Origin of the sequence: Mycobacterium sp. 360MFTsu5.1 (assembly GCF_000383495.1) — a bacterium.
GTDB lineage: Bacteria > Actinomycetota > Actinomycetes > Mycobacteriales > Mycobacteriaceae > Mycobacterium > Mycobacterium mucogenicum_B.
Window position 1 is genome coordinate 163,503 of sequence record NZ_KB911473.1, and the last position, 21,260, is coordinate 184,762.

A 21,260-nucleotide genomic window follows, 5' to 3' on the forward strand; every position below is an offset into this window, starting at 1 on the left:
TGCGGCCTTTGGTTGCTCGTAGCCTGAAAGCATCCGGCGCGTTGCGCCAACAAGTACTGCGGCATGGGGGACGCATGACGAAACGCTCATCGGTGGAGCAGGCGTGGAATGACGCGCTCCGACCGGCGTGCCGCGCCCGGGGGATGAGGTTCGTCGGTGGTTCCGGGTTCGTGGTCGACGATATCTATCTCACCGAACTGTGTTATCCGCGGGTTTTTCATCCGGACAAAGACCCAGACAGGCTGCGCGTCATCTGGACTGTCGACATCAAGCCGCTGGCTGTCGACGAAATCCTCTGGGACGCCTTCCTTCCCGACGTCGTCATGGGTCCGCAGATGCGGATCAACCGCCGGGTCAACGGGGCGTTCAGGGTTCAGCCGCTGCGCATCGAAGAGGGCTCACTAGATGTGTTGGCCACCGACGAGCCGAACTGGAGCCCGGTACTTGACGCATTCGACCGCGCCAGAACTGCATTCATCGCCGCGTACCCCACTGCGGCCGACTACGTGTCGGCGCTCGAGCAGCGCGGCGACGGCATTGCCCCGAACCGGGCATTGACCCGGACGGTCACCGCGCTGATCGCCGCCGGCCGCGCCGAAGAGGCTGCACAGATGGCGGACCAAGCCATCGCCGCGGGGGAGAGCGGTGGCATGTCCTCGACGGTCGACGTACTCAAGTACCTGTCCGCGTGGGCGAAAGGCCCGCAGGCGTATTACGACTTCAAGGTCAGTCTGAAACCCACGCATGATTACTCGGCGATGTACGAGACCAAACGCAGCAACGTGTCCGTCGACCTGAGCCGGGAACACCACCGCGGCATGATGGCCCATCACGTGCATGACATGGACAGCTCCGATCCGTGGGCCATCGTCCTCAGCGCCCGCCCACCGGCTGGGGTGCCGGCAGACTTCTCCACGTCGCACTACCTGCAAGCCGCGGGCAGTGCCGACGCGATGACGATCGAGTACTGCGAACCCGGCGGGGCCGAGATCGGCGCGGTGTCGGTGCGTTCGGTAGTTGGCCACCCCCATACCGGTACAGCGAAGCTGGATGTCGACATCGTGCTGCCGCGCAGCGTCGAGACGATCAGCCGCCACGAAGTATTCACTGCACAGGAGGCAGCCGAGATGTTCGAGCGGTTCTACCGGACCGACGTGATCGGCGAAGGCTACGTGCTGAGACCCGTCGAGGGATACCGGGCCGACGGCGGACTGATCGACCTTCGCGAGCCGCCGACCAGCGGTCACGAGCACCGCGGACGGAGCTCGACACCGTGAACCGTGCCCTGTGTGTAGTGATCCCAATCGCGGCGGCAACGGTACTGGCGGGATGCGACACGCTGAATGCACTCGCCAATGGTGTGCTCCATCCGATGACACCGCAGCAGTCCAGGAGCCAAGTCATCGACGCTGCAACAGAAGTCAGCCGACTCATCGCCAAACCCATTGAATCGGCACACTTTTGGCATTCATCGTGCAGCGACGGTAACCAGGGGCCGTTTCGCGGCGACGTCAGAATCTCCTATCGCCCGCCCGCTGACCCGCAGGCTGCGGTGGCGGAGTTCGACGACATGACCCAGCGCCTCCGGCGCGGTGGATGGTCTCCGGACGGCGACTTCATCAGCCACTCAACGGCGTTGAAAAAGGGTGCAGTGAACGCTCTGCTGTCGCCGCCGGATGCCAGCGTTGCCCTGGCATCGGTCGAGCTCTTGGGTGAATGCCGCGACACGACCACCACCAAAGCCACCATAGGCGACGTCGAGGACCTCCAGCTCAGTTGATGTCCGCGGCGGCAGCCGGATTACCGCGCCGGGCAGTTATGGACCAGGACCGCTGCGGTGAGGGTAGCGACGAAGAAGGCGTGGGTGTTCGCGACCGTCAGATCCCACATGTCGGCCGCGCCGAACACCGGCGTGCTGCCTGCGACATGCGCAACGCTGTCATGGAACGGGGTGGTCAACCGATCGCCGGAACGCAGGTCTTTCGCATCGACCCATTCGGCCGCCGGCCGACTCGGTGCGCCGGTGGTGGCTGCCAACCCGGAGATCTCAGACGACGCGCTTTGTGCCCGCCCCGTGCTGTAGAAGGGGTGCTTGGCGGTGGTGTGCACCACCGAAGCGACATCGGCGGGGTTGGTGATCGTGAGGTCGAGCAGGTCGGTGTCGTGGTCGACCAGGACCGCTTCCACCAGCTCACTGCTGCGGTGTCCGGTTTCCGGGTCGACCGACCACACGCGATCGCCGGCCTTGAGCTCCGCGATGGGGCGCTTGCTGCCATCGGCCATCAGTACCAGCGTGTCCGGGCTGAATGATTGACCCGCGCACGGAACCCGCTGTGTCAGTGGGCTTGTTGGCGCCTCTAGGGGCGTGGCCGGTGCGTCCGAGACCCGCGGCGCGCCGGCGTGTTCCTCCGAGCTCGGACGATCCATGCCGGCCAACCAGAGTATCCCGCAGATCGACAGGACGATGGTGACCATCAAAGCCACCGGCACCCGCCACCAACGACTGCGACTCCACCATGACCGGTCACCCGACATGAAGTTCGTCACGACGATTCCCCCTGAAAACACGAGTTCTGATATCCGTCGCCAATGTCGGACACGTTCTGCAGGTGTAGTCGGGAGCCGGCGCCGAAACCGAATGGCGCGGGGCGGTGATCTAGCGCACAGCAAACGGCAACGCCGGCGCGAACGCCCGGATTTTTCGGGGTCGTTGTCCTACGTCACGCCTGCTGTGCAACCGATGCGCGTGGCTCCGACTCATCCGAGGTGCTCGTCGCGCTGACCGGAGGCTGAAACCGTCGACCGGGTAGTGCGAAGACACCGGCGGCAGCCGCGATGTAGCACAGCGCCGCGACGACGCCGCACGCCGTCGTGATGCCGCTGAGGAACGAATGCTGCACGGCGGCAAGGAGTTCGGGGTTCGCAGTGGCGATCCCGAACGCGGTCGGCACGGAGTTGCCGGCCTCTTCGGCCTTCCCGGTCACCGCGAACGCGCTGTCGGCGAGACGGTCGCCGAAGATCGAGGAGAAGAGCGAGCCGACGATGGCCACGCCAAGCGTGGCGCCCAGCTCACGGGTGGCGTCGTTGACCGCGGATCCGATACCAGCTCGGGCTGGTGGCAGCACGAGCATGATGGATTCGGTTGCGGGAGTGGAGACCAGGCCGATGCCCAGACCCATGAGCACCATCTGCGCAACGATGGTGGCCCAATAGGGGGTGGCGGTGTCGATGCTGCCGGCGATCCAGGCCATGGCGGTGCCGAAGGATGCCAGCCCGCTGACCACGACGACGCGCGTACCGATTCGCGGTGCGAGCAACCCGCCGGCGATGGAGCCGATGGCGATGGAGCCCGCGACGGGCAGGATGCGGGCGCCGGTCGAGAACGGGCTGAATCCGCGGAGCACCTGGAAGTACTGCGTGATGAGGAAGATGAAGCCGGACAGCGCGAAGAAGGTGACGGCCACCGATGCGCTGGCGGCGCTGAATCTGCGGTCGGTGAACAACCTGACATCGAGCATGGGGTGCTCAGCGGCCTGCTCGATCGTCACGAAGGCCAAGGTCAGCGCTGCGGCAGCAACAAATCCGGACAGCGTCGCGGGGCTGTGCCAGCCCCGGGCGGGGGCTTCGATGATGGTGTAGACGAGCACTCCGAGGAGCGCGGTCGAGGTGACAAGGCCCCGGATGTCGAGCGGGGGCACACCCGGGTCGCGTGATTCCGGCACCAGGAAGAACCCGAGAACCGCGGCCAGTAGCGCCAACGGGATGAGTGCCCAGAAGACGCTGCTCCACGAAAAGTGTTCGAGCAGAAGGCCTCCGGTGACCGGTCCGGCGGCGACGCCGACGCCGACCACGGCGCCCCAACCGCCGAGTGCCGCGGCGCGCTGGCGGCGGTCGTCGAACGTGTTGGTGATGATCGACAGGGTGGTGGGGAAGATCAGCGCGGCGAAAACGCCCATGCCGAACCGCGCCGCGACGAGGGCTTCCGTGCTCGTCGACGCAGCGCCGATACCGCTGGTGACGGCGAATCCGAGCAGTCCGATGAGGAGCGCCGGTCGGCGGCCATAGCGGTCCGACAGGCTGCCTGCTGCCAACACAAGCGCCGCGAAGGTCAGGGTGTAGCCGTCGACGACCCACTGCAGGCCGCGGGTATCGGCGTGCAGTTGGGTCGCGATGCTGGGTAGGGCGACGTTGACGATCGTCACGTCGATGTTGATGGCGAGCACGGCGACGTAGACGGCGGCCAGAATGCCCGCCTTGCGGCGCGCGGGCCGAGTTGGTGATTGTTCGATGGTCATGGCCGCCTTCCCTCTAGATGGTTGATATAATAATTTGTACTTTAAATTAGCAAGTAGGTGATGATGAGTCGAGACTACGGCCAGTACTGCGGGCTTGCCAGGGCGTTGGATGTGGTGGGTGACAGGTGGAACCTGCTGATCGTGCGCCAGCTCTTGATCGGTCCGGCACGCTTCGGTGAGCTGCGGGAGGGGCTGCCGGGGATCGCGACGAACCTGCTGACAGACCGGCTTCGCGATCTCGAATCCGCCGGCGTGGTGGAACGGCGACTGTCAGACGGGGCCAACGCGATCACGTACGCCCTCACCGAGTGGGGTGCTCAGCTGCGGGAGCCGATCTACGCCATGATCCGGTGGTCGACGCCGCTGATGATCCGCGGCCCGGAGGGGGATTCCTTCCGCGCCGACGGGCTGCTGCTGGCGCTGCCGGCCTTGTTGTCCGCGCGTGTGCCCGGCGATCGGCCGACCACGGTGGGAATCGTGGTGGACGGTGTCACCGTTCAACTGAGCGCGACTGCGGCCGGCATCGACGTCGGCTGGCCCGACGGCGGCAAGCTCGAGGCCGTGCTGACGGCCGAGGCGCAGATTGTTCTCGGGCTCGCGGCGGGCTTGCTTGCCCTCGACGACGTCGCCCCGCTCGTCGACATCACCGGCGACCTCGCGGCGTTGCGCGTCTTCTTCGACGCGCCCACGTCCGCCGTCGACGTCGCGAAGTGATCCCGACTCAGCGTCGCTGCACCAGCAGCGTTTGCGCTGACGTCCCGATGAAGCCCTGTTCGTCGAACAGCTCGGCAGTGGTCGACCCGAGGCCGTCGGGCCCGATAGAACCGCGCGCCCGCAGGCAGAACTCCGAGCCGACGGGGGCGCGGTGCAGGTGCACCGTGGTGTCGGTGTTCATGAACATGAACTCATTCGGATCCAGTGCTGCGCCAACGCCATTCGCGGAATCGACGACCATGGCCAGCCGTTGCAGATCGGTCAGTTTCTCGTCGTCGACCAACGAGACCAGCGGCTGCATCCACACGACGGCCGCGCCCGCATCGTCGGGCTGGGGCTCCCAGGTGACGGTCTCGAGATAGCCGGGCCGGCCCTGCCAGTGATGCCGGAAACCGGTGTCGGGCAACCGCTTCATCGGCGGGTAGCGATCCAGGGCCGCGTCCCGCGTGTCGGTCGTCGCCAACAACCAGGCCGACATCCGCGCCACCGCACGCTCCGAACCGTCCCGCTGCGCCGCCGTCATCTCGGCGGTCATCATGCAGATCCGCGAGCCGGGCCGCGACACCCACGCCCGAACCGCAACGGGCGCAACCGGAATGGCGCCGAGGATGTCGAGGGTCAGCCGACCCACCTGCATGCCGCTACCGGCGGCGAGCTCTTCGATCGATTTGGTCAGCAGTGCCAGCGGCGGCGACCCGTGCTGAATGCTCGAATCCCAGTTACTACCGGTGCCTTCGGTGGATTCGAAGCGTTGAAAATCGCCGTCGGCGTCGAGCCGACGGTAATAGCAGTCGATCATGCGATTCCGAAACTGTCGGGCCAGCCCGGATAGGGCGGGGGAGTGCCGCCGAACGCGGGGCACAGGTCTTGGTGCGTGCACCAGGAACATAGCTTGGACGGGTTGGGCCGGAAGTCACCGGTCTCGCCCGACTTCTGGATGGCGTGCCAGATGGCCATCAGGGTCTTCTCGAACCGCTCCAACTCGGCCAGGTCGGGGCTGTAGTCGAGGACCTGGCCGTCGGCCAGGTACAGCAGCCGCAGCCGCGCCGGCACCACGCCGCGCAGCCGGAGCAGGGCCACCGCATAGAACTTCATCTGGAACATGGCCTTGAACTCGGCCAGTGCGCGCGCTTCCGGCGGGGCCTTGCCGGTCTTGTAGTCGACGACCCGCAGCTCACCGGTCGGCGCGACGTCGATCCGGTCGACGAAGCCGCGCAGCAGGGTGCCGTCGGACAGCTCGACCTCGACGCGTTGTTCACAGCTCTGCGGGTCGAAGCGCGTCGGGTCCTCGAGCCGGTAGTACCCCGACAGCAGGGCCCGCGCTTCTTTGAGCAGCGTCTCCCGCAGCTCGGGCGCGATCTCCTCGGCCAGCTCGGGCTTCTCCGCCACCACGGCGTCCCAGGCGGGCGTGACCAGGGACAGCGCGGTCTCCGGCACGCGGTCGGTGGCAGGAAGCGCGTACAGCTGCTCCAGCGCGGCGTGCACCAGCGAGCCCCGCAACTGCGCGGTCGACGGCGGCTCCGGCAGCCGGTCGATGGCCCGGAACCGGTAGAGCAGCGGGCACTGTTTGAAGTCGCCGGCCCGCGACGGCGACAGCGCCGGCCGCCGGGTGGGGGCAGTGGCGGTCATCGGCGATCCGCCTTCAGCTCCTCGTTGGCGGTACTCATGCCTGCAGCTTAGGTGGGGGCCACGACAAAGTTCGCGAACCCCGGCCGTCTGCCGGGACGGGTCGGCTGGCAGGCTGGCCCGGTGAGAATCACCGGACCCTTCACCGTCGGCGACCGCGTCCAACTGACCGACGCCAAAGGCCGGCACTACACGATGGTGCTGGCGACAGGTGGGGAATTCCACACCCATCGCGGCATCATCGCCCACGATTCGGTGATCGACCAGCCCGAGGGCAGCGTCGTGAAATCCACCAACGGCGACCCGTTCCTGGTGCTGCGCCCGCTGCTGATCGACTACGTCCTCTCGATGCCGCGCGGCGCTCAGGTGATCTACCCGAAGGACGCCGCGCAGATCGTGCACGAGGGCGACATCTTCCCGGGGGCAAGGGTTTTGGAGGCCGGTGCCGGCTCCGGTGCGCTGACGTGTTCGCTGCTGCGGGCCGTCGGCCCGGGCGGTTCGGTGACGTCCTACGAGGTGCGCGACGACCATGCGGTGCACGCGGTGCGCAACGTCGAGACCTTCTTCGGTGAGCGGCCGGAGAACTGGAACCTGGTCATCGCCGATCTCAACGACTACGACGGCGGCGCAGGGGCGAGCGAAGCGACGGGGGAGGGCGAGGTCGACCGCGTCGTGCTCGACATGCTCGCGCCGTGGGACGTGCTGGAGACGGTGTCGAAGGCGCTGGTCCCCGGCGGCGTCCTGATCGTCTACGTCGCGACCGTCACACAGCTGTCGAAGACGGTCGAGGCGCTGCGCGAGCAGCAGTGCTGGACCGAGCCGCGGTCCTGGGAGTCGCTGCAGCGCGGCTGGGACGTCGTCGGCCTCGCGGTGCGCCCGCAGCATTCGATGCGGGGCCACACGGCGTTCCTCATCAGCGCTCGCCGCCTCGCGCCGGGGGCGGTGACGCCGCAGCCGCTGCGGCGCAAGCGCAACATCTAGTCCTCGCTGCTGACGAGGCCGCGCCGCGCGGACAGCAGCTCGATCTCCGGGTGCCCCGCAACCTGACGTTCGGCGGCATCGAGCACCTCGACGACGTGACGGCGGTCAGCCGCGACGACCGACACCCCGATCGCCGCCCGGCGGTGCAGATCCTGATTGCCGCTCTCGGCCGCCGACACGTAGAACTTGCGCTGCAGTTCGGCGATGATCGGCCGGATCACGGAGCGCTTCTCTTTCAGCGAGTGCACATCGCCCAGCAACAGGTCGAACTCCAGCCAACCGACCCACATCGGCAGCTCAGCGACCAGGTGTCGGGGCCGCACCCGAGGCGCCCGGCCCGCCCGGCTGTCCGAGCTTGAGCAGCAGGTTGGCGGTTTGCCGGTTCAGCTGCCAGGCGTCCCGGATGGGACTGAACTCCATGGGGAACGTGAACTTGTTGTCCGGCGCGGCGACAGAGCTGATGGTGATCGTGGCGATGATGTCGCCCGGCTGCCCGGCCGACCACAGCAGGTCGGTCGCCGTCACGTTCATCGGATTGAAGCCGTTGTCGCGCAGCGCCTTGGTGAAGTTGTCCAGCCCGGCCTGATCCTCGGCGGTGCCGTATTGGATCAGTCCGATCTTTTGTGCCGAGGGCACCGCGGGGTCCGCGATCTTGTACAGCACCGCGGTGATCGCGTCGGGTGACGGCAGCGGCGCGGCCACGGGTGTCTTGGCGTCGGTGGTCAGCAGTGAACGGGGCATGGGGTCGGCCGGCGGCTCGACGTGTTCACTGCACCCGGCCAACCCGATCGCCGTCGCGACGACGGCGATCAGGGTTCCTCGGGTCGGATTCACCGGGCTGGTCCTGGCGCCTACTTCACCGACGACAGCAGGGCCATGGCCGACCCCTTGGACAGTTGCCAGCCGGTGGGGCTGGGGCCGGCGACGAAGGTCAGCGGCTGGGATGCAGTGGCACCCGTGGCGGCGGTGGCGGTGACGTTGGCCGTCGCAGTGCCATCGCCGAGGTCATCGATGTCGGCAATGGCGAAGCTCATGGGGAACACGCCCTGCTTGACGGCGTTGCTGTAGGCCCGGTCGGCGGTGATCGCCTCCAGCCGGCCGACGCCGCCCTGGATGTAGCTGCCCTTGGACCCGGCGAAGCTGCCGGCGGCCGTCAGGCCGGTGAGCGTGGACACCAGCGACGTCTGCAGGCCCGGCGCGGGCGCCTGGGGCAGCGGTACCTGGCGGACGACCGGCGCGACGGCCGTCGACGTTCCAGTGGTCGGGATGGCCGTCTGCGAAGCCACGGTCGTACCGACGGCTGCGGCACCGACGAGGGCGGTGGCTGCGATGCCGGTGACGAGGGATTTGACGATCACTGCGGTCCTTTCGATGAGCCCGACTCGCGTATGAGATTAACAGCGCGGTCAGAGGGACACCCGTGTGTCGCAATTCCTTCGACGCCCATGATTGGCAGATCGCCGGTAGCGTTGAGGTATCCGCCGCACCAACTTCCGGTGCGGGAAAGGAGCGCAAGATGTCTGAAATGGATCGCCCGGACGCCTTCGGCAACCCGGGCATACCTCGTCAGAACCCCATGTCCAGCACCGATGCCGCCGAATTGGCGCGGCTTCGCAGTGAGACGGCGGCGCTACGAGAGCAGCTCACGAACGCGGCCGCGACGCATCGCGGACCGCGTGACGTGCAGCAGCTCGAAGCCCGCATCGATTCGCTGACAACCCGCAATGGCAAGTTGATGGATACGCTCAAAGAGGCGCGGCAGCAGTTGCTGGCGCTTCGTGAGGAAGTCGACCGGCTGGGGCAGCCGCCCAGCGGATACGGCGTCTTGCTGCTCACGCACGACGACGACACCGTCGACGTCTTCACCTCCGGTCGCAAGATGCGGCTGTCGGTGTCGCCGAACATCGAGGTGTCCGAACTCAAGCAGGGCCAGACCGTCCGCCTCAACGAGGCGCTGACGGTGGTCGAGGCCGGCTCGTTCGAGTCGGTCGGTGAGATCAGCACCCTGCGCGAAATCCTGAACGACGGCAAGCGCGCCCTTGTCGTGGGCCATGCCGACGAGGAGCGCATCGTCTGGCTCGCCGAGCCGCTGGTCGCGCTCGAATACCTCGACCCCGAGGTCGCCGAGGTGCTCGAAGGTGTCGACGACCTGGCGGACGAGCGCGCGCGCAAACTGCGGCCGGGCGACTCGCTGCTGGTCGACAGCAAGGCCGGGTACGCCTTCGAGCGCATCCCCAAGGCCGAGGTCGAGGACCTGGTCCTCGAAGAGGTGCCGGACGTCGCCTACAGCGACATCGGTGGCCTGACGCGGCAGATCGAGCTGATCCGCGACGCCGTCGAGCTGCCGTTCCTGCACAAGGACCTGTACCGGGAGTACGCACTGCGGCCGCCGAAGGGCGTGCTGCTGTACGGCCCTCCGGGTTGCGGCAAGACGCTCATCGCGAAGGCCGTCGCCAACTCGCTGGCCAAGAAGATGGCCGAGATCCGCGGCGACGACGCCCGGGAAGCCAAGAGTTACTTCCTGAACATCAAGGGCCCCGAGCTGCTCAACAAGTTCGTCGGCGAGACCGAGCGGCACATCCGCCTGATCTTCCAGCGGGCTCGCGAGAAGGCCTCCGAGGGCACCCCGGTGATCGTGTTCTTCGACGAGATGGACTCGATCTTCCGCACCCGTGGCACCGGCGTCAGCTCCGACGTCGAAACGACTGTCGTGCCACAGCTTCTCAGTGAGATCGACGGTGTCGAGGGCCTGGAGAACGTCATCGTCATCGGCGCCTCCAACCGCGAGGACATGATCGACCCGGCCATCCTGCGGCCCGGCCGCCTGGACGTGAAGATCAAGATCGAGCGGCCGGACGCCGAAGCGGCGCAGGACATCTTCAGCAAGTACCTCACCGAGGAACTGCCCGTCCACGCCGACGACCTGGCCGAGTTCAACGGCGACCGGACGCTGACGATCAAGGCCATGATCGAGAAGATCGTGGACCGGATGTACGCCGAGATCGACGACAACCGTTTCCTCGAGGTGACGTACGCCAACGGCGACAAGGAGGTCATGTACTTCAAGGACTTCAACTCCGGCGCCATGATCCAGAACGTCGTGGACCGGGCCAAGAAGTACGCGATCAAGTCGGTGCTGGAAACCGGGCAGCGCGGTCTGCGGGTGCAGCATCTGCTGGACTCGATCGTCGACGAGTTCGCCGAGAACGAAGACCTGCCCAACACCACCAATCCCGATGACTGGGCGCGGATTTCGGGCAAGAAGGGCGAGCGGATCGTCTACATCCGCACGCTGGTCACCGGCAAGAGCTCGTCCGCGAGCCGGGCCATCGACACCGAGAGCAACCTGGGTCAGTACCTGTAGACCCGCACACAAAACCGTCCCTTCTCCCCGGAGGAGGGACGGTTTTGTGTCTGTTGACCGATCGCGGCTCAGCGCGCGCGGTCGGCGAGGTAGCGGTCGCGCGCGTCCAGTCGGCGACGCAGGCTGTCGACTTGTGGGTCGACGAACTCGGCGCGGTACTCGGCGTCGGTCGTGGTGCGGGCGGTGATGTACATGAAGGTCAGGGCGCCCAGGAAGAGCGTCGTCTGGATCAGCGACTCCGGAATGGGCAGCGTCATGCCGAAGATGGTGCCCTCGGGCGAGCCGTTGTTGCGCGTCCATTCCGCCAGCAGCTTCGGGCTGATCAGGATCAGGCCGAGCACCAGGAAGATGAATGCGGTCACCAGCGCGACGATCAGCAGCTGCAACACCTGCGACATGGCCAGGACGAACACCACGTTGACACGTTCGATGCGGGACAACGGGATTCGGTGGTCGGACGCGGGTAGATGCTCGAACGGGGTGCCGGCTAGGGTTTCGCGCTGGGCATCCGGTGTGTCGGGCGTCGTGGCCGTCAGGATCGGCCGGACCCGGTCGATGGTGGTTGCGATGACGAATGCCACGGCGATCAGCGCCAGGAAGCCCAGCGCGGACCACAGCCGGGCCCGGCTGACGTTGGCCGCCATCAGCCAGACGTAGGTGTTGAAGAACACCAGCACCGTCAACAGCATGATCGGCAGGGCCCGCACGAAGAGGTTGCCCACGAGGGTCAGGTTGTGCGCTGTGGTGTCCAAGGCCCAGCCCAGGATCGAGCCGATGCCGGTCGCGGTGCAGGCCAGGATGACGGCGATGACCACGCCGACGTAGATCACGTTGCTGCTGACATAGGCCCCGGGACCGCCGAACACCGCGCCGGCCAGGCAGACCGCCACCGACACCGCGGCCGCCGTGGCGCGGTTACGCCACGACGCGATCCGCGACACCAGCCAGCCCGCCAGTGAGGCCAGCGGCGCCACCAGCAGGAGAAGGGCGAGGATGAACCATTCGGTCCGGGTGGGCTGGCCCTCGATGTTGATGGTGTGCTTGCCGGTGACCGCAGTGACCAGGATCGAGTTGGCCATGAACACCGCGAACCCGGCCAGCGCCGGTGCCGAGCGTTGCCACAGCCGTCGCACCAGCGCCCCCGGACGCAGCACCGCGGGCAGCCCGCGGCGCAGAAACCAGGTCTCGGCGGCGACGCGGTCGCTCCGCGCGGGCATTTCCGGTCGCTCCGCTCGCCCCGATGTGGTCATGCGGCTAATCGTCGCGTATCAACAGCCGTCTAGTCTTGGCGGCATGCAACGGATCATCGGAACAGAGGTCGAATACGGCATTTCCTCGCCGTCTGATCCGACCGCGAACCCGATCCTCACGTCCACCCAGGCGGTGCTGGCGTACGCGGCGGCCAGCGGCATCCAGCGGGCCAAGCGCACGCGCTGGGACTACGAGGTCGAGTCCCCGCTGCGCGACGCGCGTGGCTTCGACCTGAGCCGCTCCACGGGCCCGGCCCCGATCGTCGACGCCGACGAGATCGGCGCGGCCAACATGATCCTCACCAACGGCGCCCGGCTGTATGTCGACCACGCCCACCCGGAGTACTCCGCTCCCGAGGTCACCGACCCGATGGACGCGGTCATCTGGGACAAGGCCGGCGAACGGGTCATGGAGGCCGCGGCACGGTATGTGGCCAGCGTCCCGGGCGCGGCCAGGCTGCAGCTGTACAAGAACAACGTCGACGGCAAGGGCGCGTCGTACGGCACGCACGAGAACTACCTGATGAGCCGGCAGACGCCGTTCAACTCGGTGATCGCCGGGCTGACGCCGTTCTTCGTGTCCCGTCAGGTCGTGACCGGGTCCGGCCGCGTCGGCATCGGGCAGTCGGGGGATGAGCCGGGCTTCCAGCTGACGCAGCGCGCCGACTACATCGAGGTCGAGGTCGGCCTCGAGACCACGCTCAAGCGCGGCATCATCAACACCCGCGACGAGCCGCACGCCGACGCCGACAAGTACCGCCGGCTGCACGTCATCATCGGTGACGCCAACCTGGCCGAGACGTCGACGTACCTCAAGGTGGGCACCACGTCACTGGTGCTCGACCTCATCGAGTTCGGGGCCGCGGAAGGCATCGAACTGTCCGACCTGGCACTGGCGCGCCCGGTGCACGCGGTGCACGTCATCAGCCGCGACCCGTCGCTGCGCGCGACCGTGGCCCTGGCCGACGGCCGCGAGCTGACCGCCCTTGCGCTGCAACGCATCTACCTGGACCGGGTGGCCAAGCTGCAGGAACGCCGCGATCCCGACCCGCGCGCCGACCACGTCATCGAGACCTGGGCGCACGTCCTGGACCTGCTGGAACGCGATCCGATGGAGTGCGCCGAACTCCTGGACTGGCCGGCCAAGCTGCGCCTGCTGGAGGGCTTCCGCCAGCGGGAGAACCTGAGCTGGAACGCGCCGCGCCTGCACCTGGTGGACCTGCAGTACTCCGACGTCCGGCTGGACAAGGGGCTGTACAACCGCCTGGTGGCGCGTGGCTCGATGAAGCGGCTGGTCACCGAGCAGCAGGTGCTCGACGCGGTGGACAACCCGCCCACCGACACCCGCGCCTACTTCCGTGGTGAGTGCCTGCGCCGGTTCGGTGCGGACATCGCCGCGGCCAGCTGGGACTCCGTGATTTTCGACCTCGGTGGCGAGTCGCTGGTGCGGATTCCGACGCTGGAACCGCTGCGTGGAAGCAAGGCCCACGTCGGTGCGTTGCTCGATTCGGTGGACAGCGCGGTCGAGTTGGTGGAACAGCTCACCACGTAACTGCTTGTGTTCCCGGGGAACCCGGGCGCGGACCGGTAGTGTGAAGTCAGAGAATCGAGCAATCAGGAGGCGGCGATGGCTCAGGAACAGACCAAGCGCGGTGGCGGCGGCGGCGAGGACGACGACCTCTCCGGCACGTCTGCCGCAGGTCAGGAACGTCGCGAGAAGCTCGCTGAGGACACCGACGACCTGCTCGACGAGATCGACGACGTGCTGGAAGAGAACGCTGAGGACTTCGTGCGCGCATACGTCCAAAAGGGCGGCCAGTGACGGCAGCGTTCGGGCCTTTCTCTGATCGACTGGATGTCACCTCACCCCACCTGAACCTGTCCTCGTTTTCGGACTTTCTCAGCCGGCAGGCGCCCCACCTGCTGCCGACTGCGGGTGTGCGGAGCACTTGGGCTTCAGCCGGTGACGTTCGGTCCGGTGCCGACTTGCCCCACGGCACGACGATCGTCGCGATCAAATACCCCGGGGGCGTGCTGATCGCGGGTGACCGCCGCGCCACCCAGGGCAACATGATCGCCAGCCGCGACGTGCAGAAGGTGCACATCGCCGACGATTACACCGCGACCGGTATCGCCGGCACCGCGGCCATCGCGGTGGAGTTCGCGCGGCTGTACGCCGTCGAGCTCGAGCACTACGAGAAGCTCGAAGGCGTGCCGCTGACGTTCCGTGGCAAGGTCAACCGGCTGGCCATCATGGTGCGCGGCAATCTGGGTGCGGCCCTGCAGGGCTTCGTCGCGCTGCCGCTGCTGGTGGGCTACGACCTGGACGACTCCGACCCGGGCAACGCCGGTCGCATCGTCTCGTTCGACGCCGCGGGCGGCTGGAACATCGAGGACGAGGGCTACCAGTCGGTGGGCTCGGGCTCGCTGTTCGCCAAGTCGTCGATCAAGAAGCTGTATTCGCATGTGACCGATGCCGATTCGGCGCTGAAGGTCGCCATCGAGTCGCTGTACGACGCGGCCGACGACGATTCGGCCACCGGCGGACCGGACTTGACGCGTGGCATCTATCCGACCGCGGTGCTGATCGGTGCCGAGGGCGCCGAAGAGGTCACCGAGGAGCGCATCGCCGCGCTGGCCCGGGAAGTCATCGCCAACCGGACGCGCGCGAGAGGTAATGCCTGATGAGCTTTCCGTATTTCATCTCGCCCGAACAGGCGATGCGGGAACGGTCCGAGCTTGCGCGCAAAGGCATTTCGCGGGGTCGCAGCGTGGTCGTGCTGGCCTACGACGGGGGCGTGCTGTTCGTGGCCGAGAACCCGTCGCGGTCGCTGCAGAAGGTCAGTGAGCTGTACGACCGAGTGGGCTTCGCCGCGGTCGGCCGGTTCAACGAGTTCGACAATCTGCGTCGCGGCGGCATCCAGTTCGCCGACACCCGGGGCTACGCCTATGACCGGCGGGACGTCACCGGCCGTCAGCTGGCCAACGTCTACGCCCAGACCCTCGGCACCATCTTCACCGAGCAGGCCAAGCCCTACGAGGTCGAGCTGTGCGTCGCCGAGGTGGCGCACCACGGCGAGACGAAAGCCCCTGAGCTGTATCGGATCACGTACGACGGGTCCATCGCCGACGAGCCGCATTTCGTCGTCATGGGTGGTACGACCGAGCCGATCATCGCTGCGCTGGGCGACTCCTACCAGGAGAACGCGAGCCTGGCCGACGCGGTGAGGATCGCCGTCGACGCGCTGCACGCCGGCGCCGGCGACCGCGTGTTGGGGGCCGCGACGCTCGAGGTGGCGATCCTCGACGCCAAGAGGCCACGGCGCGCGTTCCGCCGGATCACCGGCGCAGCGCTCGACGCCGTCCTGCCGAAGGCCGAGGAGTCGGAGGCCAAGGACGAGGCCAAGTCCGCCGACGGCGAGAGCAAGCCCGAAGGCGACGCGGCCGAGTAATCAGTCGGCCGACGGGACCGCCGCCAATCCGCGGAGTAGCACTCTGACGCCGAATTCGAAGGCGTCATCGGCGCGTTCGGGTTTGCTGGTGCCGGTGGCCAGTGCGGCCGCAAACTCCGGACCGACATCGGCGCCGGCCTGCCAGGGTTCGTCGGGCGCGGCCACATCGAGCGCCGAGCCGAGCACGAACGAGTCGATCAGCGTGATGGCCCGCAAGGTGTCCGCGGGATCGAACCCGGCCCGGTCGAACGCGACGGCCAGCACGTTGTACATAGTGAGGGCGTGGTCGCTGTTCACCGCGTGCGAGGTGAGCAGAGGGATGAGCCGCGGGTAGCGGGCGTAGCTCTGGCGGTAGGACCGCATGATGTCGGCGACGACGTCGGTCCATGGCCGCTGCGGGTCGTCGGCAGGCAGCGCGACGTCGGACATCGCCCGTTCGCGCAGCAGCTCGACGATCTGTTCACGTCCCGCGACGTGGTTGTACAGCGATGACGGGCTGACCTTGAGGGCCCGGGCCAGTTCCGGCACGGTGAAGCCCCCGGTCTTGTTGACCAAATCCATTGCTGCGCTGGCGATGCGATCCGTGGAAAGCAGCGGTTTGGAGGGGCGGCCCATGGCATATGTCTACTACCTCTTTACAAGCAGGGGTAAGTGGGGTCACAATAAAACGAATCAAATTCGTTTTAGGAGTCCAGCTGATGATCACCCTGACCGCCACCGCACCCGAGTCGCTGTCCCGCAGCACCGAGTCGACGCGCCCGCCGGTGCGGGTCGGCCTGGTGCAGCACCGCTGGCGTCCCGACGCCGACGTGCTCACCAAGGTGCTGCGTGACGGTATCGACCGCGCCGCCGGAGAGGGCGCCGCGCTGGTCTGCCTGCCGGAGATCACGCTGTTGCGGTACCCCGCCGACACACCGGCCGGCCCGAACCCGGGGGATACCGCAGAAGATCTCCTTGACGGCCCGACGTTCGCACTCGCCGCCGAGGCGGCCCGGGCCAACGGCATCTTCGTGCACGCGTCGCTGTACGAAAAGTCGCCGGCCGCAGACGGTTTGGGCTTCAACACGGCGATCCTGGTCTCCCCGTCGGGTGAGCTCGCCGGCCGGACCCGCAAGATGCACATCCCGATCTCGGCGGGCTACTACGAGGACACCTACTTCCGGGCCGGCCCTGCCGAGGGCAACCCGTACCCGGTCTACGAGCCCGAGGGGCTCGGGGCCAAGCTCGGCATGCCGACGTGCTGGGACGAATGGTTCCCCGAGGTGGCCCGCAACTACTCGCTTGGCGGTGCCGAGATCGTCGTCTACCCGACGGCCATCGGCTCCGAGCCGGTCTTTCCCGCCTTCGACACCCAGCCGCTGTGGCAGCAGGTCATCGTCGCCAACGGCATCAACAGCGGCCTGTTCATGGTGGTGCCCAACCGAATCGGCGACGAGGGCACCGTGACCTTCTACGGTTCGTCGTTCATCTCCGATCCGTACGGCCGGGTGCTGGTGCAGGCCCCGCGTGACGAGGAGGCGGTGCTGGTCGCCGATCTGGACCTCGACCAGCGCCGCGACTGGCTCGAGCTGTTCCCGTTCCTGCTGACCCGGCGCCCGGAGAGCTACGGCGCGCTGACCGCACCAGTCGACGCGCAGCGCCCGTACGGCGCCGGCCACGAAGCCACCGCGGTGGTGAAATGACCGACTACGTGATGCCTGCGGAGAGCGCGCCGCAGGACCGGGTGTGGATGGCGTTCCCGTCGGAGGGATATTCCTTGGGGGACAACGAAACCGAACACCACGAGGCCCGCTCGACATGGGCCGCCGTTGCCCATGCGGTGCTTGAGTTCGAGCCGGTGACCGTGGTGGTGGACCCCGCGGAAACGGCTGCCGCGCGGCGGTACCTGTCCGCTGACGTCGACATCGTCGAGGCGCCGCTGAACGACGCCTGGATGCGCGACATCGGCCCGACCTTCGTGCATGCCGGCGACGGTTCGGTGGCGGCGGTGGACTGGGTGTTCAACGGCTGGGGTGGCCAGGACTGGGCGCGCTGGGATCGCGACGCGAAAATCGGTGCCGCCGTGGCCGGTTGGGCCGGTGTTCCGGTGATCAGCTCGGCGCTGGTCAACGAGGGCGGCGGCATCCAGGTCGACGGGCAGGGCACGGTGCTGGTCACCGAGACCGTCCAACTCGACCCCGGCCGCAATCCCGGCGCCACCAAGGCCGATATCGAAGCCGAACTGGCCCGCACCCTCGGCGCCACGCACGCCGTGTGGTTGCCGCGTGGTCTGACCCGCGACTCGGAGCGCTTCGGCACCCGTGGACACGTCGACATCGTCGCCGCCATCACATCGCCCGGTCGGCTGCTGCTGCATGCGCAGCGCTCCGACGCACATCCGGACCATCTGGTGTGCAAGGAGATTCGCGAAGCCCTCGCCGACACGCGCGATGCCGCGGGCCGGCCGTGGGAGATCGTCGAGTTGCCCGCACCCGATCTGCTGACCGATGCCGAGGGCTACGTCGACTACAGCTACATCAACCACCTGGTGGTCAACGGCGGCGTCATCGCGTGCGCGTTCGGTGATCCGCGCGACGCCGATGCGGCGGCGATCCTGGCCGAGCAGTACCCCGGCCGGCGCGTGGTCAGCGTCGACGCGCGGCCGCTGTTCGAGCGTGGCGGCGGCATCCACTGCATCACACAGCATCAGCCGTCGCCGCGGTGATCTGAGCCGACTGGGATCTCAGCTATTTGGCTGATGCCCGGCCGCCCGAGTGGTGCTTTATTGAAGTCATCGCCCCATGGACGCCGCCGATTGTTCGGGAGGTCGCGGCGGCTCCTTGGCCGCGACCTGCAGTGCCCGACAACTGACTTCAAAGGCGGCTTCTCATGAAATACCTGGTGCAATGGCATGCAATCGATCCGGCTCGGATGCGGGCGACGGCCGAACACTTCCTGCAGACCGGGGCGAAGCCGCCCGATGGTGCCACCCAACTCGGGCGGTGGTTCGGTCTCAACGGCAGCGGTTGCTCGGTGATCGACGCCGCTGACGCCAAGCCGGTGTTCGAGCTCATCTCCGAGTGGCAGGAGTATCTCCAGATCGAAGCCACCCCGGTACTCGAGGACGATGAGTTCGGCGCCATCGTCGCCAAGCTCTACGGATAGCGGCGTTCCGGTCTGCCGTCCGCGATTCCGAACCGCTTCCGGTACTCACTGGGTGTGAGTCCGGTCGTCCGTTGAAAGAGTCGCCGGAACGTCGAGACATCAAGGTAGCCAACGTCCATCGCGATCTGCTCGACCGAAGTCCTGGACAGTTCGAGCGATTCGCGCGCCTTGGCGACGCGCACGGATTGCAGGTACTCGGTCAGGGTTGACCCCGTCGCTTCTTTGAAGCGGCGCTGGAACGTTCGTGGCTGCACCCCGGCGACCTGCGCGAGTTCCGCCACGGCCAGTTGCCGGCCGGCGTTCGCGTGGATGAAGGTCTGCGCCGTCAGAACCTCCTTGTCGCCGTGGCGAAGTCGCGGCGTGAACTCCTGATAGGTGCGCTGTTGCCGGCGGGGCGGATCGGCCAGGATGAACCGTGCGGTGTGCAGCATGACGCTGGGGCCCAACAGTCGGTCGACCAACGTGAGTCCGAGGTCGACCCATGCCAAAATCCCTGCGGCAGTGATGATGTCGATATCGTCGATCACCATGCGCGCGGCGTCGACGCGAATCTTCGGGAATTGTGTTGCCAGGTAGTCGGCGAAGGCCCAGTGTGTCGTTGCGTCCCGGCCGTCGAGCATCCCGGTCTCGGCGAGCACGAACACGCCGGCGCAGACAGCGCACAGAATCGTGCCGCCGGACTTGAGATCACGAATCCAGTCACCGAGGGTGTCGACGTTCGTCATGTCTTCGGGCACAACGAGACTGGGCGGCACGATGATGTGACTGAGTCGGTGCTCGGTTCCCGGATGGCTGTCGAAGGTGCAGACCATCCCGGCATCCGGCCCGGTTCCGCTCACGGTCCACGTGCTGACACGGATCGCGGCGGGCTGGTCGTCGGTATCGGTGGCATAGTCACTGGCGACCCGGAACACATCGCCGAGCCCGTAGATGGCCGACTCTTGACAGCTCGGATAGTCCACGAGACCGATCTCGCCCACGAGGCGTACCTCGGAAGCGGTGTCGCGTTTGTCGCGATCGCCTCGGAAAGTGTCGTTTGCGCCCATTGTCGCCAAGCTAGCAGCGATCTAGCGTCGACACCGGAGTTGGCACCACCGTGCCACCCGCGCACGAGCGACGTTTCCGAAGGAGAACCATGGCCGACCTGCCAGCCCCGACCACGCCGTACCTGGAGGGCCCCGCCCGCGAACTCGCCGAGAACACCGACCCGCATCCGCGCATCTACGAGCTGCCGCCCGAGCAGGGGCGCAAGATCCTGTTGGACCTGCAGAGCGATCCCACGGTCGCGCGCCCCGACGTCGACGAGGAATGGGTCGACGTCGACGCCGGCCAGTGGGGCATCGTGCGAACCCGGATCATCAAGCCCGCCGGCAGCACGGGTCCGCTGCCGGTCGTGTTCTACATCCACGGCGCCGGTTGGGTTTTCGGTGACGACAAGACGCACGATCGGCTGTTCCGGGAACTGACCGTCGGCGCGGGTGCGGCCGGTGTGTTCCCGGTCTACGACTGGGCTCCCGAACACGGCTATCCGACGCAGGTGGAGCAGAACTATGCCGTCGGGCAGTGGCTCCTCGAGCACGGCGCCGAGCACGGGCTGGACACCTCGCGCGTCGCGGTGGCGGGCGAATCGGTCGGTGGCTGCATGTCGGCGGTATTCGCCCTGATGAACAAGGAACGCGGCGGCATCGATCTGAAGGCCCAGATTCTGTTGTACCCCGTCACCGGACCCGATTTCGACACGCAGTCCTATCACCAGTTCGCCGAGCACTACTACCTGACGCGCGACGGCATGCTGTGGTTCTGGGACGCCTACACGAAGGATGAGGCGCAACGTGCGGAGCCGTACGCATCGCCGCTGCGAGCCACCCTCGATCAGCTTCGCGGTCTCCCGCCCGCGTTGGTGATCACCGCCGAAGCTGACGTGCTGCGCGATGGTGGCGAGTTGTACGCCAACAAACTTCGCGAGGCGGGCGTGACGGTCACGGCGGTCCGCATCAGCGGTACGGTGCACGACTTCATGCTGCTGGACTCGCTCCGGGACACCCCGGCCACCAACGTTGCCCGCAAGCTCGCCATCGACGCGCTACGGGATGCGCTGCACAACGGCTGACGACGGCTAGCTGTACTGACCTGAGAGGTTAGGTACGCGGCTGGCGGGTGGTTGACCTTTGAGTGCTGTGTGGCCGCGATGGTGATTGTAGGTGTGTAGCCACCGCGGGAACTCGGCGCAGCGTTCGGCGTCGCTGCGGTAGAGCCGGGCGTAGGCCCATTCGTCGGCAAGCGTGCGGTGGAAACGCTCGACCTTGCCGTTTGTCTGTGGACGGTAGGGGCGGGTTCGTCGGTGCTTGATGTCACCCAGAGCATCACGAAATTTGTGTGACCGGTAGCAGGATCCGTTGTCGGTCAACACATTTTGTACCGTGAAACCACACTC

Annotated in this window: 24 protein-coding genes; 13 read left to right on the top strand and 11 right to left on the bottom strand. The window is 67.0% G+C overall.

What is annotated here, in order from left to right; genetic code table 11:
- Positions 1–74: 74 nt before the first annotated feature.
- Both H289_RS33815 and H289_RS33185 read left to right on the top strand, forming a co-directional pair.
- Positions 75–1,277, top strand: coding sequence for a hypothetical protein (locus tag H289_RS33815; protein WP_231388125.1), 1,203 nt, complete (start codon positions 75–77; stop codon positions 1,275–1,277).
- A gap of 17 nt (positions 1,278–1,294) precedes the next feature.
- Positions 1,295–1,780, top strand: a complete 486-nt coding sequence (locus H289_RS33185) for a lipoprotein LppJ family protein (protein WP_051634559.1) — start codon at positions 1,295–1,297, stop codon at positions 1,778–1,780.
- A 20-nt stretch (positions 1,781–1,800) separates the two neighbouring features.
- Here the strand turns inward: H289_RS33185 and H289_RS33505 are convergent, their stop codons facing one another.
- The gene (locus tag H289_RS33505) at positions 1,801–2,283 is read right to left on the bottom strand and encodes a polymorphic toxin-type HINT domain-containing protein (RefSeq protein ID WP_196810087.1); all 483 of its coding nucleotides are present in this window, start codon (positions 2,281–2,283) and stop codon (positions 1,801–1,803) included.
- Positions 2,284–2,720: 437 nt separating this feature from the next.
- Positions 2,721–4,295 (bottom strand): MFS transporter, encoded by a 1,575-nt coding sequence (locus tag H289_RS0125565; protein WP_020103699.1) that lies wholly within the window; start codon positions 4,293–4,295, stop codon positions 2,721–2,723.
- Between the two features lie 63 nt (positions 4,296–4,358).
- Here H289_RS0125565 and H289_RS0125570 point away from each other — a divergent pair, with 63 nt between their 5' ends.
- Positions 4,359–5,009, top strand: a complete 651-nt coding sequence (locus H289_RS0125570) for a winged helix-turn-helix transcriptional regulator (protein WP_029105740.1) — start codon at positions 4,359–4,361, stop codon at positions 5,007–5,009.
- A 7-nt stretch (positions 5,010–5,016) separates the two neighbouring features.
- Here H289_RS0125570 and H289_RS0125575 read toward each other — a convergent pair whose 3' ends face one another.
- Positions 5,017–5,808, bottom strand: a complete 792-nt coding sequence (locus H289_RS0125575; protein WP_020103701.1) for a thioesterase family protein — start codon at positions 5,806–5,808, stop codon at positions 5,017–5,019.
- Positions 5,805–6,638, bottom strand: a complete 834-nt coding sequence (locus H289_RS0125580) for a RecB family exonuclease (protein ID WP_020103702.1) — start codon at positions 6,636–6,638, stop codon at positions 5,805–5,807. Before H289_RS0125580 ends, H289_RS0125575 begins: the two co-directional genes overlap by 4 nt.
- Before the next feature lie 120 nt (positions 6,639–6,758).
- On the opposite strand from H289_RS0125580, the gene H289_RS0125585 reads away from it, so the two are divergent.
- Positions 6,759–7,616, top strand: coding sequence for a tRNA (adenine-N1)-methyltransferase (locus tag H289_RS0125585; RefSeq protein WP_029105741.1), 858 nt, complete (start codon positions 6,759–6,761; stop codon positions 7,614–7,616).
- Here H289_RS0125585 and H289_RS0125590 read toward each other — a convergent pair.
- From H289_RS0125590 to H289_RS0125600, 3 genes are read right to left on the bottom strand one after another with little or no spacing between them, the layout of a single operon-like run.
- Positions 7,613–7,906 (bottom strand): DUF503 domain-containing protein, encoded by a 294-nt coding sequence (locus H289_RS0125590; RefSeq protein ID WP_029105742.1) that lies wholly within the window; start codon positions 7,904–7,906, stop codon positions 7,613–7,615. The two genes, H289_RS0125585 and H289_RS0125590, sit on opposite strands and share 4 nt — an antisense overlap.
- 7 nt (positions 7,907–7,913) lie before the next feature.
- Positions 7,914–8,450 carry a lipoprotein LppK gene (gene lppK / locus H289_RS0125595; protein ID WP_020103705.1) on the bottom strand — a complete coding sequence of 179 codons (537 nt, stop codon included), beginning with the start codon at positions 8,448–8,450 and terminating at the stop codon, positions 7,914–7,916.
- A gap of 17 nt (positions 8,451–8,467) precedes the next feature.
- On the bottom strand, positions 8,468–8,974 hold the full coding sequence (locus H289_RS0125600; RefSeq protein ID WP_020103706.1) for an MTB12 family secreted protein: 507 nt from the start codon (positions 8,972–8,974) through the stop codon (positions 8,468–8,470).
- 167 nt (positions 8,975–9,141) lie between these two features.
- Between H289_RS0125600 and arc the strand changes: the two genes are divergently transcribed.
- On the top strand, positions 9,142–10,980 hold the full coding sequence (arc, locus tag H289_RS0125605; protein WP_404822201.1) for a proteasome ATPase: 1,839 nt from the start codon (positions 9,142–9,144) through the stop codon (positions 10,978–10,980).
- 68 nt (positions 10,981–11,048) lie between these two features.
- Here the strand turns inward: arc and H289_RS0125610 are convergent, their stop codons facing one another.
- Positions 11,049–12,230, bottom strand: coding sequence for a hypothetical protein (locus H289_RS0125610; protein WP_231388126.1), 1,182 nt, complete (start codon positions 12,228–12,230; stop codon positions 11,049–11,051).
- 43 nt (positions 12,231–12,273) lie between these two features.
- Here H289_RS0125610 and dop point away from each other — a divergent pair, with 43 nt between their 5' ends.
- The 4 genes from dop to prcA all read left to right on the top strand — a co-directional run bounded on the left by dop (position 12,274) and on the right by prcA (position 15,682).
- Positions 12,274–13,782 (top strand): depupylase/deamidase Dop, encoded by a 1,509-nt coding sequence (dop, locus tag H289_RS0125615; protein ID WP_020103709.1) that lies wholly within the window; start codon positions 12,274–12,276, stop codon positions 13,780–13,782.
- 75 nt (positions 13,783–13,857) lie between these two features.
- The gene (locus H289_RS0125620) at positions 13,858–14,052 is read left to right on the top strand and encodes a ubiquitin-like protein Pup (RefSeq protein WP_020103710.1); all 195 of its coding nucleotides are present in this window, start codon (positions 13,858–13,860) and stop codon (positions 14,050–14,052) included.
- 50 nt (positions 14,053–14,102) lie between these two features.
- Complete coding sequence (gene prcB, locus H289_RS0125625; RefSeq protein ID WP_036421517.1) at positions 14,103–14,915, top strand: proteasome subunit beta; 813 nt, start codon at positions 14,103–14,105, stop codon at positions 14,913–14,915.
- Positions 14,915–15,682: a proteasome subunit alpha gene (prcA, locus tag H289_RS0125630; RefSeq protein WP_020103712.1), complete on the top strand. Its 768-nt coding sequence runs from the start codon at positions 14,915–14,917 to the stop codon at positions 15,680–15,682. Before prcB ends, prcA begins: the two co-directional genes overlap by 1 nt.
- Here the strand turns inward: prcA and H289_RS0125635 are convergent, their stop codons facing one another.
- Entirely contained in the window at positions 15,683–16,297 is a 615-nt protein-coding gene (locus H289_RS0125635; protein WP_029105745.1) for a TetR/AcrR family transcriptional regulator C-terminal domain-containing protein, read from the bottom strand.
- Positions 16,298–16,380: 83 nt separating this feature from the next.
- Here H289_RS0125635 and H289_RS0125640 point away from each other — a divergent pair, with 83 nt between their 5' ends.
- The 3 genes from H289_RS0125640 to H289_RS0125650 all read left to right on the top strand — a co-directional run bounded on the left by H289_RS0125640 (position 16,381) and on the right by H289_RS0125650 (position 18,826).
- Positions 16,381–17,364 carry a nitrilase-related carbon-nitrogen hydrolase gene (locus tag H289_RS0125640; RefSeq protein WP_020103714.1) on the top strand — a complete coding sequence of 328 codons (984 nt, stop codon included), beginning with the start codon at positions 16,381–16,383 and terminating at the stop codon, positions 17,362–17,364.
- A complete protein-coding gene (locus H289_RS0125645) occupies positions 17,361–18,386 on the top strand; it encodes an agmatine deiminase family protein (protein WP_020103715.1) in 1,026 nt (341 codons plus the stop codon). The genes H289_RS0125640 and H289_RS0125645 overlap by 4 nt, the downstream gene beginning before the upstream one ends.
- 164 nt (positions 18,387–18,550) lie before the next feature.
- A complete protein-coding gene (locus H289_RS0125650; protein WP_020103716.1) occupies positions 18,551–18,826 on the top strand; it encodes a DUF3303 domain-containing protein in 276 nt (91 codons plus the stop codon).
- Here H289_RS0125650 and H289_RS0125655 read toward each other — a convergent pair.
- A complete protein-coding gene (locus tag H289_RS0125655; RefSeq protein ID WP_020103717.1) occupies positions 18,817–19,872 on the bottom strand; it encodes a GlxA family transcriptional regulator in 1,056 nt (351 codons plus the stop codon). The two genes, H289_RS0125650 and H289_RS0125655, sit on opposite strands and share 10 nt — an antisense overlap.
- Positions 19,873–19,961: 89 nt before the next feature.
- Between H289_RS0125655 and H289_RS0125660 the strand changes: the two genes are divergently transcribed.
- Positions 19,962–20,936, top strand: coding sequence for an alpha/beta hydrolase (locus H289_RS0125660; RefSeq protein ID WP_020103718.1), 975 nt, complete (start codon positions 19,962–19,964; stop codon positions 20,934–20,936).
- Positions 20,937–20,942: 6 nt separating this feature from the next.
- Here the strand turns inward: H289_RS0125660 and H289_RS32655 are convergent.
- The coding region (locus H289_RS32655) for an integrase core domain-containing protein (protein ID WP_155944261.1) at positions 20,943–21,260 on the bottom strand (318 nt) is incomplete at its 5' end.

Bases quoted from the DNA above. Each gene is read 5' to 3' on its own strand.
- H289_RS0125590 (WP_029105742.1), bottom strand. From the start codon at position 7,906: ATGTGGGTCGGTTGGCTGGAGTTCGACCTGTTGCTGGGCGATGTGCAC.
- H289_RS0125660 (WP_020103718.1), top strand. From the start codon at position 19,962: ATGGCCGACCTGCCAGCCCCGACCACGCCGTACCTGGAGGGCCCCGCC.
- H289_RS0125635 (WP_029105745.1), bottom strand. From the start codon at position 16,297: ATGGGCCGCCCCTCCAAACCGCTGCTTTCCACGGATCGCATCGCCAGC.
- arc (WP_404822201.1), top strand. From the start codon at position 9,142: ATGGATCGCCCGGACGCCTTCGGCAACCCGGGCATACCTCGTCAGAAC.
- H289_RS0125620 (WP_020103710.1), top strand. From the start codon at position 13,858: ATGGCTCAGGAACAGACCAAGCGCGGTGGCGGCGGCGGCGAGGACGAC.
- dop (WP_020103709.1), top strand. From the start codon at position 12,274: ATGCAACGGATCATCGGAACAGAGGTCGAATACGGCATTTCCTCGCCG.
- H289_RS0125650 (WP_020103716.1), top strand. From the start codon at position 18,551: ATGAAATACCTGGTGCAATGGCATGCAATCGATCCGGCTCGGATGCGG.
- H289_RS0125580 (WP_020103702.1), bottom strand. From the start codon at position 6,638: ATGACCGCCACTGCCCCCACCCGGCGGCCGGCGCTGTCGCCGTCGCGG.
- prcA (WP_020103712.1), top strand. From the start codon at position 14,915: ATGAGCTTTCCGTATTTCATCTCGCCCGAACAGGCGATGCGGGAACGG.
- H289_RS0125645 (WP_020103715.1), top strand. From the start codon at position 17,361: ATGACCGACTACGTGATGCCTGCGGAGAGCGCGCCGCAGGACCGGGTG.
- H289_RS33815 (WP_231388125.1), top strand. From the start codon at position 75: ATGACGAAACGCTCATCGGTGGAGCAGGCGTGGAATGACGCGCTCCGA.
- H289_RS0125655 (WP_020103717.1), bottom strand. From the start codon at position 19,872: ATGGGCGCAAACGACACTTTCCGAGGCGATCGCGACAAACGCGACACC.
- H289_RS0125575 (WP_020103701.1), bottom strand. From the start codon at position 5,808: ATGATCGACTGCTATTACCGTCGGCTCGACGCCGACGGCGATTTTCAA.
- H289_RS0125610 (WP_231388126.1), bottom strand. From the start codon at position 12,230: ATGACCACATCGGGGCGAGCGGAGCGACCGGAAATGCCCGCGCGGAGC.
- H289_RS0125565 (WP_020103699.1), bottom strand. From the start codon at position 4,295: ATGACCATCGAACAATCACCAACTCGGCCCGCGCGCCGCAAGGCGGGC.
- H289_RS0125640 (WP_020103714.1), top strand. From the start codon at position 16,381: ATGATCACCCTGACCGCCACCGCACCCGAGTCGCTGTCCCGCAGCACC.
- H289_RS33505 (WP_196810087.1), bottom strand. From the start codon at position 2,283: ATGGCCGATGGCAGCAAGCGCCCCATCGCGGAGCTCAAGGCCGGCGAT.
- H289_RS0125570 (WP_029105740.1), top strand. From the start codon at position 4,359: ATGAGTCGAGACTACGGCCAGTACTGCGGGCTTGCCAGGGCGTTGGAT.